This is a genomic window from Chryseobacterium sp. II3a, from assembly GCF_057815135.1.
This window is the reverse complement of record NZ_JBYPZJ010000002.1, coordinates 357,254-368,782: the sequence shown is the minus strand read 5'-3', so window position 1 is coordinate 368,782 and position 11,529 is coordinate 357,254. Positions and strand designations below refer to the sequence as shown.

The following is an 11,529-nucleotide window of genomic DNA, read 5'->3' as shown; positions in this document are numbered from 1 at the left end:
ATAAAAATAAGAATCAATCACCAAATACATTATTTTTGCTTAATTGATGAAAAATATGACCAGAAAACTTATTGTATTGATGTGCTTTTTGCTGTCAGTAGCGGGGATTTCCCAAACCTATAAAGCAATAGATACCGCGGATTACCTCCAGCGGAAAGATTTTTTGAAAAACTTTACGACCAATAATGAAACTCTGATGAAAGGGCTGAGGTCACAGTATTCTGGAAGAACAGGTTCTGAAATGTCTAAAGTATATAAAGAATTCGGAGCTGATTTTGAAAAACAGGTGAAAAATAAAGACTTTGTTTTTAAATCTGAATTTGATGCAGTTATTAAATCTTTAGTAGAAAGGCTCAGAAAAAATAATCCCAGAATTCCCAAGGATCTTAAAGTTCTCATTGCAAGAGACAATACTCCCAATGCTTACTGCCTGGCAGATGGAACTTTTGTGATTAATATGGGACTGTATAACTGGATGGATAATGAAGCTCAGATAGCAGGGGTAATTTCCCATGAATTAGGACATAAGATAGAAGAACATACGCTGAAATCTATACTGAATAGTGTAGAAGAGGATAAACTAGACAAATCTACAGTACAAAATATCAAAGAAACCACAGATCAACGCAGTAATGGACGTAATGAAAAGGCTTTTGATATTCTTAAAAACAGAATTTATAAAAAAGGAGTAGAGAAGAGAAAGCTTGAAATGCAGGCGGATTCCCTGGGGTATGTTATTTTTAAAAACAGTGACTTTAAGAAAACTGAGTTTATCAGCGGATTACAAAAACTCCAGAAATTCGATACCATTTCACCCAAAATACTTAAAATGGAAACCTATAAGAAGCTTTTTGATCTTCCCAAACAGGCTTTTAAGGATAAATGGATGAAGAAAGAAGATTTTTCTCTGTACAATTATAACTTTTACAAAGAAAAACTGAATAAGGATTCTATAGCCTCGCACCCTGAAATGGTGAAAAGAATAGAAAAGCTTAAAAAGACTTTTCCTGAACTTAATACTTCTGTAGAATCGGAAAAACCATCTGAGGCATATCTGGCTTTGAAAAAAACCGCAAGAATGGAGATACTTCCCAACTATTTTCACTCTGAAGATTATGGATTAGGAATTTATACAGCGATGCAATTCCTGCAGGACGGAGAAGAGGAAAAATACTATAAAGGGTGGCTGGGAAAATGCTTCTCCAAAATTTACGAGGCCAGGAAAAACTATAACCTGAACCGATATCTGGATAGAGTAGAACCTAAGGATCAAAGTGAAAGCTATCAGCAATTTCTGAACTTTATGTGGAATCTAAGCCTGGATGAGGTCAAAAATATTTCAGATTATTATCAGGGTATCGAAATTGCTGCAACATCGAAATAGTATCATAAGGTAATATCTGCTTGAGCATTAAAATACTTCAGATTTCCAAAATGAAAAGCTATCTCAAATGGGAGATAGCTTTTATTTTTAGCCACATGTTCAAATAATTTTACACCATAAACATATGGAATATATAAGTAAAAAATAATGTGAAAAGAACAATCTTTTATTAATAGTTCAGTTTTTCTAAACGGATTTTATTGAATTTTTCTTTCTCATTATACTCACGCAGCAAGATATAACCTTCTTTTCCTACATACGGAATGACTGTGTAATTGTCTTTTTCCGAAATAGGAATGATCTCTTGTTTGAATTTTCCATCAATGATAGTATTGATAAAGAGGTTCCATCTTTTTTGTTTCGTAACTTCATCTTTTTGATAGTCACGATAGAAGAATACCACATCTTTACCTCCGTTAAGGTATTGCGAGAACAGATAGTCACTATTTACCCATTTTGATTTTTCTTTTTCAAACACCTGAACATTTTTTACTTTGAAGTCTTTATCTGTGTAAATGTAAACAAGATCAGTTGTTTTAGGAGCAGTATACTGGCCTGCCGGTTTATATTTTTCAGATAAAATTCCAACACTTCCATCATTCATAAAATACATGTCTTTGGTTTGCAGCATATAACCATTTTCTACAAAACCATTTTTATCAACTTTGGGTAAAAATGCAGCAATATTAGGATCAAAATTAATGACTTTGGTATCTGTAGTAAAGTTTGATTTATCCACCATCATTCTCGCAAACCCTACAAAATCAGAATTATTGTAATTCCTTCCCAGTAGAACCACCTTGTCATCAAACGTTTTATCATTATCAAGCTGTCTGTAGTTAGAATAGAAAGAGTCAATATTGTCAATAGCATCATCAGAAAGCCCTGTAATAGGTTTGTTGGATACTTCTTTCCCTGTTTTCATGTCAATGACCAGAAGGCTGAATGCTTTGTCTTTTTCATTTACTTTCTTCATCACACAATACATATAGTTTTCATCTCTTTCAAGAACTGATAATGTGGTGAAAATCTTTTTACTTCCGTCGGTATTATATTGATATCTCCAGACTTCCTTTTTGTTATGATCAAAACGGATCAGGTTATTGCTGTTTTGATACTTTCCATAATCCTTAAATTCTATAGCAAAATAGCCTCCTTCTTTCAGCTCTCCAACTGCTGAAACATAATTATAGCCCTTTTCCTTTTTCTCATCACGGCTTTCTTTACGCTGTGCTTTCCAGCTTTTGGGCTCATTGATCTCCTTGAAAGTGCCATCTTCCTGATAATCATAATATATTTTCCGGGTAATTGTATTGGTTTTTGGATCTATGACCATAGAAACAGGCGTGAATATTTCTCTGCTTTTTACCAGTGAATAATCCATCATAGAAGGTTTGAGAATGATTTGCCCTTTGAAGTCTACATATCCTCTATAAGAAGCTGCTGTAATATCTCCTTCGAATTCTTTGTTGGCAACAGGATTAAGGTTTTTGTCCAAGATAACATATTCAAACTTTTTTGCCTTTTCGCCAGATTTTCCGTAAGAATATAGAGAAACATAACCGTAAAGATTGTCCTTATCATCAAATAGGGCATTCATTCCTACGTGATCTCCGGCTGCTAAAGTTGTTAAATCCTGAGTTTGGGAAAATACCAATGTCTGGATGAAACCAAACATCAATAAAGTGATTTTTTTCATGGTTGAATTTTGAGCTAAAATAATAAATTCTAGAATACGTTGATAAAAAATAAAAAGCCCTGAACAATCAGGGCTTTTGCATTATATTTTAGAAAGTAGATTTCTGAAGTTGGTCTTCTCATCAATGATTCTTCTCAATTCTGAAACCGGAACTCTTTCCTGTTGCATCGTATCTCTGTCTCGGATGGTTACTGTATGATCCGTTAATGAATCATGGTCTACCGTAATACAATAAGGAGTACCAATGGCATCCTGTCTTCTGTAACGTTTTCCGATGGCATCTTTCTCCTCGTAGAACAAGTTGAAATCGTACTTCAGGTCGTTAAAGATATTTTCAGCATACTCAGCTAAACCATCTTTCTTCATTAAAGGAAGAATTGCTGCTTTAATTGGGGCTAATGCCGGAGGTAAAGATAAAACTGTTCTTTCCGAACCATCTTCCAATACTTCGTCTTTTAAGCAATGGGAGAAGATAGAAAGGAATAATCTGTCTAAACCTACAGAAGTTTCCACTACATAAGGAACATAGTTTTCATTTCTTTCAGGATCGAAGAACTGTAGCTTTCTTCCAGAGAACTTTTCGTGAGCCTTAAGGTCAAAATCAGTTCTTGAGTGAATTCCTTCCAATTCTTTGAAACCAAACGGGAAGTTGAATTCAATATCAGCTGCAGCATTCGCATAGTGGGCTAATTTTTCGTGATCATGGAATCTGTAATTATCATTCCCTAATCCTAAAGCTAAGTGCCAGTTCAGACGCTTTTGTTTCCAGTTCTCGTAGAATTCCAGTTCTGTACCCGGAGCTACAAAGAACTGCATTTCCATTTGTTCAAATTCACGCATTCTGAAGATAAACTGTCTAGCCACAATCTCATTTCTGAATGCCTTACCAATCTGTGCAATACCAAAAGGAAGTTTATGACGTGAAGTTTTCTGAACATTCAAATAGTTCACAAAAATACCCTGAGCTGTTTCCGGTCTAAGATAAAGATCCATAGCACTGTCTGCAGAAGCACCAAGTTTAGTTCCGAACATTAAGTTGAACTGTCTTACCTCTGTCCAGTTTTTAGAACCAGTATCCGGATCTGCAATTTCAAGCTCTTCAATCAATGCTTTTACATCAGCAAGATCTTCATTTTCTAGAGATTTTGCCAATCTTGAAAGAATAGCCTCTCTTTTCGCTCTGTATTCCAGAATTTTTGGATTCGTAGCAACAAACTGATCTTTATCGAAAGCTTCTCCAAATCTTTTCGCAGCTTTTTCGATTTCTTTATTCTCTTTATCTTCAATTTTAGCACAGTAGTCTTCTACCAAAACATCTGCTCTGAAACGTTTCTTAGAATCCTTGTTATCAATCAATGGATCGTTGAAAGCATCTACGTGGCCTGATGCCTTCCATGTTGTTGGGTGCATAAGGATCGCTGAATCAATACCCACAATATTTTCGTTAAGCTGTACCATAGCTTTCCACCAATATTGTTTGATATTATTTTTAAGTTCAGCCCCGTTCTGTCCATAATCATAAACAGCGGATAAACCATCATAGATCTCACTGGAAGGGAAAATAAATCCATATTCTTTAGCGTGAGAAATTACTTTCTTGAAAACATCTTCTTGCTTTGCCATAATTTTTTTACGTCTGATGTGCAAAAATAGCAAATTGGATCCAAAATCATGAGATTCAGTAAAAAAAGCTATTAATAATCCATTAAATAGTTTGATTTTCGTTTTCAGGAGCCGGGAACCTGCTTTCGCTACTCGCTTTTTTTTTAGTTTCGGCGGCGGCTTTGCCGCCGCCGAAACTAAAAAAAAGAGCTCAAACATACCGCTCAATCAGGGCTATTGACTTCTGTGCCTCTACAAACCTGTCAGGTTTAGAATAAGAATAACCTCTTACATTTTTAAACCTTCTCGCTGAAATAAGAATCATTAGAAAATCTCTACTTTTGCACCATGTTAGAAATTCTTTATCGTGACGAACACATTATTGCCATCAACAAACCCAGCGGGTTATTGGTTCATAAATCCTTTTATGCAGGAGAAGCCGATACCTATGCTATTCAGGAACTGAGAAAACAGATTGGGCAAAAAGTGTATCCTGTACATAGATTAGACCGAAAAACTTCCGGTGTTCTGCTATTTACGTTAGATAAAGATACCCTCAGAATAATGAGTGAACAGTTTGCATCACGCGAAGTAGAGAAAAGATATATTGCTATTCTGCGAGGCTGGGCAAAAGAAGAAGAAACCATCGATTATGACCTGGTTAATGAAAATGAAGTCACGCAAAATGCGGTTACATACTACCAGCTTTTGCAGACTTCGGAAATCGATTTACCTTTTTTAAAACATCAGACTTCGAGATATTGTTTGGTAGAAGCCATTCCTGAAACAGGAAGATTTCATCAGCTGAGAAAACATTTCAAACATATCCTGCATCCAATTTTGGGCTGTCGTAAGCATGGCTGCAATAAGCAGAATAAGTTGTGGCTTCAAACATTTGGCATTAATAAAATGACACTTCATGCTCATCAATTAATTTTTAATCATCCTATTTCTAACGAAAGAATTACAGTAAATGCTACTGTGGATGAGGAGTTTAAAAGAGTAGGAAATATTCTGAATTTTGATTTAAGCTCGTACTCTAAGCCCAAAGACTTTATTGAATAAGCTTTCTGTATCAAAGGAAAAATTTTTGGGAATTATCCTTGTCAAGGTTTTAAACCTTGATAAGGATAGCCGAATAGAGTAAAAAAATATCTCGTCGATTTTTCCAATTACGTGATGTGTTTGTTGTATAGATGAGACACATAAACATTCTTTGATAAAATTGAGTGTTTATTTTAAACGCTATGATCGCCAGGCTTTGTTAATAATTAGAAGGATTTTTTTTCGATCGCAGTAATACTTTGCTCAGCCAAGATAGATTAATTCTTAGCTTAGTGAAACGCCCTTGCGGCCAAAAATGTTTTCAAGGTTAATTAAAAATCTTCGCGATCATAGCGTTTAAAAATATCTCACAGATATTGTTGTTTAAGCGGATGTTTAGGTTCTATAGATGACGTTTATAATATATTTTTTGATAAAATATCATAGGGTAATCCACCATTAATTTTAAAATGAGTAATTTTGTAAAACTTTTTTTCAATGTACAAATCGCTCATTCGTCCGATTCTTTTCAAATTTGATCCTGAAGAAGTACATCATTTTACTTTTTCGATGCTAAAGAATTTTGGATTTCTTACTAAATTATTTTTCCCAAAACCTATTGAAGACAAACGTCTGGAGAGAGAAGTTTTCGGATTAAAATTTAAAAATCCTGTAGGACTGGCTGCCGGTTTTGATAAAAATGCTGTGCTGTTCAACGAATTGGGAGACTTAGGGTTTGGCTTTGTAGAAATTGGGACAGTTACGCCAAGAGCTCAGGTTGGAAATCCTAAAAAAAGATTATTCCGTCTTATTGAAGATGGTGGAATCATCAACAGAATGGGATTCAACAATGATGGGCTGCAGGCTGCTATTGAAAAACTGAAAACCAACAAAGGGAAAATCATCATCGGTGGAAACATCGGAAAAAATACAGATACACAACCTGAAAATTATACCCAGGATTATCTGGATTGTTTTGAAGGGTTACATCCTCATGTAGATTATTTTGTATTGAATGTAAGCTGTCCGAATGTAGGAAGCCACGCCAAACTGGAAGATGTAGAATATCTTCGTGAGCTGATTACGGAAGTAAAGAAAATCAATCAGTCAAAATCTGTACAGAAACCAATATTACTTAAAATTGCTCCGGATCTTAATAACACTCAGTTGGATGAAATTGTCGACCTGATTGCAGAAACTAAAATAGATGGTGTGATTGTTTCCAATACTTCTGTCAACAGAGAAGGGTTGAAAACTTCTCCTGAAATGTTAGAGCAAATAGGAAACGGAGGTTTAAGCGGAAAGCCGATTCGTGAGAGAAGTACAAAAATGATTAAGTATCTTGCCGATAAAAGTAACAGAGCATTCCCAATCATTGGAGTGGGCGGAATTCATTCAGCAAAAGATGCTATTGAAAAATTAGATGCCGGTGCAAGCCTGGTTCAGTTGTATACCGGATTTATTTATGAAGGTCCGGAACTGATTAACGAAATCAACAAAGAGATTTTAAAAAGAGCGAGTAGATTGCCAAGATAATATAAAAAGAGAGTTCAGAATATGAACTCTTTTTTATTTTGACTTTATTACAGATGCATTTTTGATATCAACCGTTAGTGTATGAGCTGGAGAAGAATCCGATTTTCTTATTTTATAATAGATCATTTTACCATCCTTTGATTTTGTCTGTGTAGTGTCATAGATGTTTTCCATACAGCTTTCAGTAAGAAACTCTTCGTAACGTTTATAATTCCAATCCTTCGTAAAATAAAGAATTCTATAGCCTTTTTCACCTTCACTGGCTCCGCATCTTCCACAGGCATTAAGATTGGAGGCGTGGTCAAAATACAATAAAATTCGGTTTCCTTTTTCCCCGGAAACATAAGAAATAAGTTCATTTCCGCCATACAGATTAATAACATCAAAGGTGTTTATTTTTTTGTTATTGGGTAGAATGAGGTAATTATTATAGCGATAGATCATATCATTACCAGTAAATAGTTTTGCAGGCTGAGCTTTGTCTTTATTATCAAGATAAAAATTTCCTGGAATAGGGTTTTCTTTAGTTTGGTTCTGTCCAAATAAAATGATTTCTTTAGGATTAAAACCTTTTGCAATTTCAGCTACTTTTTCTACATCCTGCGGAGAATTGATTTTTTCTTTAAACTGCTTGGAAATCTGTTGATGTTTAGATCCGAAATTATATAATGACAGCTTCCCATAATCATAAAGTCCGGTGAGTGGGATTTTCTTCTGATATTTATTGTAATAATACCAGCCGTCTACGAAATGTTGGTATAAGTTGCAATCCGGAATGCCATCATAATGAAGCTGCAGAGTAATGGGAACTCCTGCGATTTCTCCCTTAAAGATCTGAGAAGAGTCTGTTACTGTTTTTAATTCAATCTTTTGGCTTTTACCAGGAAGGAAAAAGAAAAATAGGAGAAAAATAAGAAGTTTTTTCATGGTTGTGCTACCGTTTTTAAATAAAGAAATGGGCAATGGTATAAATGATAAGTCCTACCAAACCTCCTACTAAAGTTCCATTAACACGGATGAACTGAAGATCTTTTCCTACTTCCAGCTCCATTTTTTCACTCAATTCCTTCCCTTGCCAGTTGCCCACAGTGGTACTGATGAGGTTTCCGAATTGATGGGTGTTTTTCAGAATATATTTATAAGCCGTTACCCGAACCCAATGATCAATTTTGTTCTGAAGGTTTTCATCGGTTTTCAAATTTTGTGAAAATTCATTTAGGTTTTTGGAGAGATAATTTTTCAATGCAGAATGGTCTTCCTGAAGTTCTTTCATCAGGGTTTTCTTGATAGAAACCCAAATGTCATTGGAGTATTCATCCAGTTTGTCATTTTTAAGAAGCCCGTTTTTGATGGTTTTAAATTCGTCATCCCATTTTGGGTCTTCCTTTAAATCAATCGAAAATTCATGAATTTTTTGAGTGATTAAGGCTCTCACTTCATGTTCCGGATTTTCTTCTATTTCCTTGAAAAAATCAGACAGTCCATCTGCTATTTTATCTGCTATTTTATTATCAACGAAAGATGGGATGAACGTATAACTTCCTTTCTTTACCCTATCTTTTATCATCTCATCATTTTGAACGATGTATTCTTTGATCTGTTTGGCAAGATTGGTGATGATTCTCTGATGGTCATTCTTTTCCAGAATATAATGGATCCCGTTTCCTACCACTTTGTTGAGTTTGATATCATCAGTCATATCAGAAACCTTTTTACTGATAAACTGGCTCACTGTAGAATCATCAAGCTTATTGAGAATGTCAAGAATAATATCTGATAGGTTTCGGATCAGAATATTCTGATTTTTTTCTTTGGCTAGCCATTCTCCTACAAAACCGGAAATTTTTAGTTTTTGGATGTATGGGCGGATATTCTGAGGAGAAAGAAAATTACTGACTACGAAACTTCCCAGGTTATCACCCAATTTTTGTTTACTGTTTTCAATCAGGTTGGTATGTGGAATTGGAAGTCCAAGGGGATGACGGAATAATGCGGTAACTGCAAACCAGTCTGCCAATGCACCTACCATGGCAGCTTCAGCAAAAGCCCGTACATAGCCGATCCAATGAGAGGAACTGGATTTCTGCATAATAGTCGTCACAATGAAAATAAGAGCCATCAGAACAAACAATCCTGTGGCAAATGCCTTATATTTTCTAAGCTGTTTTCTTTTTGCTTCGTCATTCATATTCTCAAATTTACTAAATTTGGTTATGAAACCATTGAATGTTAATAAAGCTTTTTAGTTCAAAACGTATAAAAGGTTTATTATACTTTAAATGCTAAAGCTTACGATGAAGTTTTTAATTTCAGCCATTATATTAATTGTTCTGCAGGGATGTACACAGAAACAGAAACCTATTAAAATTACTTCTATGGAAAATACAGAAGCAAAAAACAATCCATATTATTCAAGAACCAATACTACAAAGCTGAATATCTCCAATGATGAATGGAAGAAGATTCTGGCTCCCGATCTTTACGCAATTTCACGGGAAGCGGCTACAGAAAGGGCTTTTACAGGAAAATATAACGACTTTGATGAACTAGGTGATTATTATTGTGCCGTTTGTGGGAACCATTTATTCCGTTCCAGTTCAAAATTTTCAAGCAGCTGCGGATGGCCAAGTTTTTTTGAGGCTGATAAAGAAGGAGTTTATTATAAAAGAGATACTACCTATGGAATGGAAAGAGTAGAAGTGCTTTGTAAGAGATGTGATTCCCATTTAGGACACGTGTTTGATGATGGTCCAAGGCCTACAGGATTGAGATATTGCATGAATTCTATCAGCTTGGAATTTGTTGGTGATTCACAAAAATAATGAGCTTTATTTCACAGAATCAGGACGTTAAAGTTTCTTAAATTCAGTTAAATTTTTTAGACTTATAAGTGGCTGATAGCGATGTTTTTATAATTTTGCCCCACTAATTTGGTACTAATATATTATTGAATGAAAGGATTTTATGGCGTAATAGGCCTTTTTTACATGGTGACGACTTCATTCTACATTTCTCCAAGAGCAGTGGTAAAGAATGAAAACGTCAACATAACAAAGACAGAAAGAGTAACTGACACGAAATCTGAGAAAAATACTACTACGGCAGTATCTTCTTCGGAAGCACTATACCAATCCATCGAATTTGATCCTGAACATGAATTGAACTATGAAGTTTTTTCTAAAGCATTAACAGGATTTGAAAACCTAAAAAAAGCAGGATTACTTACTGACGAGTCGCATCTATTAACTGTTTGCGATTTTTCTATGTCTTCCAATACTAAAAGACTTTGGGTGATTGATTTGAATGATAAAAAAGTATTGTTTAACTCACTGGTAGCTCATGGTAAAAATACAGGCGAAGAATTTGCCACGAATTTTTCTAATACGGAAAGTTCGCGACAGAGCAGCATGGGATTTTATATCACAGATGCAACTTATCAGGGAGATAACGGATACTCTTTGAGATTATTAGGAATGGATAAGGGATTCAATGACGCGGCATATAAAAGAGCAATCGTAATGCACGGCGCAGATTATGTAAGTGACACATTTGCAGCAATGCATAAAAGAATCGGAAGAAGCTGGGGTTGTCCTGCAGTCCCTAGAGAACTGTCACAATCCATGATTAATACGATAAAAGGTAGAAATTTATTATTTATCTATTATCCCGATCAGAATTACCTTTCCTCTTCGGAATGGTTAAAAGCATAAGAAAAAGCAGTCAAATTTGACTGCTTTTTTAATTTTTGAATACATTTATGATCAGAAACCATACTTATTAACAGTAATTATTATTTGATGTATGAATACAGAATATAAGAATAACCAAGATATGAATGTATCACCAAAAGTATCACCGGAGTTTGTTCCAGCTATTAGATTAGTAAGTAAGCTTGATGGATCATGTACTTTTGAAGCGGGAACAATACCAACTTTAGCCCACATTCATGCCAACGTATTCTGGATCAGCAATCGAACGGAGGAATGGGAAAAAAATACACATGTTGCCCCAAGAAAACAATACGTTGTTACAATTAAAGGAACCGTTCGATTCAAGGTTACAGACGGTTCAACATTTATAATTGAGCCAGGGATTATTCTTTTAGCAGAAGATGTTGAGGGTGATGGACATAGTTGGGATATAATAGAGGGTAAAGAATGGATACGACTGTATATTCCAATGGCTGAAAATGCAGATGACTTTTTCACTCCCTAGGAAACTTTAACATATTCTGTCTGCTGTATCCATATCAATAAAAAAATCC

At 35.0% G+C, this 11,529-nt stretch carries 10 protein-coding genes; 6 read left to right on the top strand and 4 right to left on the bottom strand.

Annotated features, from left to right (window positions below):
- The first annotated feature begins 55 nt into the window (after nucleotides 1-55).
- Entirely contained in the window at nucleotides 56-1,384 is a 1,329-nt protein-coding gene (locus tag AC3HD6_RS06460; RefSeq protein ID WP_488895606.1) for a M48 family metalloprotease, read from the top strand.
- Nucleotides 1,385-1,553: 169 nt separating this feature from the next.
- Here the strand turns inward: AC3HD6_RS06460 and AC3HD6_RS06455 are convergent, their stop codons facing one another.
- Complete coding sequence (locus AC3HD6_RS06455) at nucleotides 1,554-3,083, bottom strand: hypothetical protein (protein WP_488895605.1); 1,530 nt, start codon at nucleotides 3,081-3,083, stop codon at nucleotides 1,554-1,556.
- Nucleotides 3,084-3,164: 81 nt separating this feature from the next.
- Entirely contained in the window at nucleotides 3,165-4,706 is a 1,542-nt protein-coding gene (locus tag AC3HD6_RS06450; protein WP_488895604.1) for a glycine--tRNA ligase, read from the bottom strand.
- Between the two features lie 327 nt (nucleotides 4,707-5,033).
- On the opposite strand from AC3HD6_RS06450, the gene AC3HD6_RS06445 reads away from it, so the two are divergent.
- Nucleotides 5,034-5,750 carry a pseudouridine synthase gene (locus tag AC3HD6_RS06445; RefSeq protein WP_488895603.1) on the top strand — a complete coding sequence of 239 codons (717 nt, stop codon included), beginning with the start codon at nucleotides 5,034-5,036 and terminating at the stop codon, nucleotides 5,748-5,750.
- 477 nt (nucleotides 5,751-6,227) lie between these two features.
- Complete coding sequence (locus tag AC3HD6_RS06440; protein WP_488895602.1) at nucleotides 6,228-7,265, top strand: quinone-dependent dihydroorotate dehydrogenase; 1,038 nt, start codon at nucleotides 6,228-6,230, stop codon at nucleotides 7,263-7,265.
- A gap of 33 nt (nucleotides 7,266-7,298) precedes the next feature.
- Here the strand turns inward: AC3HD6_RS06440 and AC3HD6_RS06435 are convergent, their stop codons facing one another.
- Nucleotides 7,299-8,192 (bottom strand): hypothetical protein, encoded by an 894-nt coding sequence (locus tag AC3HD6_RS06435; RefSeq protein ID WP_488895601.1) that lies wholly within the window; start codon nucleotides 8,190-8,192, stop codon nucleotides 7,299-7,301.
- A gap of 16 nt (nucleotides 8,193-8,208) precedes the next feature.
- Nucleotides 8,209-9,453 carry a DUF445 domain-containing protein gene (locus tag AC3HD6_RS06430; RefSeq protein ID WP_488895600.1) on the bottom strand — a complete coding sequence of 415 codons (1,245 nt, stop codon included), beginning with the start codon at nucleotides 9,451-9,453 and terminating at the stop codon, nucleotides 8,209-8,211.
- 106 nt (nucleotides 9,454-9,559) lie between these two features.
- Here AC3HD6_RS06430 and msrB point away from each other — a divergent pair, with 106 nt between their 5' ends.
- The 3 genes from msrB (at nucleotide 9,560) to AC3HD6_RS06415 (ending at nucleotide 11,480) form a co-directional block, all read left to right on the top strand.
- Nucleotides 9,560-10,087, top strand: coding sequence for a peptide-methionine (R)-S-oxide reductase MsrB (msrB, locus tag AC3HD6_RS06425; protein WP_488895599.1), 528 nt, complete (start codon nucleotides 9,560-9,562; stop codon nucleotides 10,085-10,087).
- Between the two features lie 129 nt (nucleotides 10,088-10,216).
- Nucleotides 10,217-10,975, top strand: a complete 759-nt coding sequence (locus AC3HD6_RS06420; protein ID WP_488895598.1) for a murein L,D-transpeptidase catalytic domain family protein — start codon at nucleotides 10,217-10,219, stop codon at nucleotides 10,973-10,975.
- A gap of 91 nt (nucleotides 10,976-11,066) precedes the next feature.
- On the top strand, nucleotides 11,067-11,480 hold the full coding sequence (locus AC3HD6_RS06415) for a cupin domain-containing protein (protein ID WP_488895597.1): 414 nt from the start codon (nucleotides 11,067-11,069) through the stop codon (nucleotides 11,478-11,480).
- Nucleotides 11,481-11,529 lie beyond the last annotated feature (49 nt).

Excerpts from the sequence above, each read along its gene's own strand:
- AC3HD6_RS06440 (WP_488895602.1), top strand. The coding sequence starts at position 6,228 with ATGTACAAATCGCTCATTCGTCCGATTCTTTTCAAATTTGATCCTGAA.
- msrB (WP_488895599.1), top strand. The coding sequence starts at position 9,560 with ATGAAGTTTTTAATTTCAGCCATTATATTAATTGTTCTGCAGGGATGT.
- AC3HD6_RS06430 (WP_488895600.1), bottom strand. The coding sequence starts at position 9,453 with ATGAATGACGAAGCAAAAAGAAAACAGCTTAGAAAATATAAGGCATTT.
- AC3HD6_RS06455 (WP_488895605.1), bottom strand. The coding sequence starts at position 3,083 with ATGAAAAAAATCACTTTATTGATGTTTGGTTTCATCCAGACATTGGTA.
- AC3HD6_RS06415 (WP_488895597.1), top strand. The coding sequence starts at position 11,067 with ATGAATACAGAATATAAGAATAACCAAGATATGAATGTATCACCAAAA.
- AC3HD6_RS06460 (WP_488895606.1), top strand. The coding sequence starts at position 56 with ATGACCAGAAAACTTATTGTATTGATGTGCTTTTTGCTGTCAGTAGCG.
- AC3HD6_RS06450 (WP_488895604.1), bottom strand. The coding sequence starts at position 4,706 with ATGGCAAAGCAAGAAGATGTTTTCAAGAAAGTAATTTCTCACGCTAAA.
- AC3HD6_RS06445 (WP_488895603.1), top strand. The coding sequence starts at position 5,034 with ATGTTAGAAATTCTTTATCGTGACGAACACATTATTGCCATCAACAAA.
- AC3HD6_RS06435 (WP_488895601.1), bottom strand. The coding sequence starts at position 8,192 with ATGAAAAAACTTCTTATTTTTCTCCTATTTTTCTTTTTCCTTCCTGGT.
- AC3HD6_RS06420 (WP_488895598.1), top strand. The coding sequence starts at position 10,217 with ATGAAAGGATTTTATGGCGTAATAGGCCTTTTTTACATGGTGACGACT.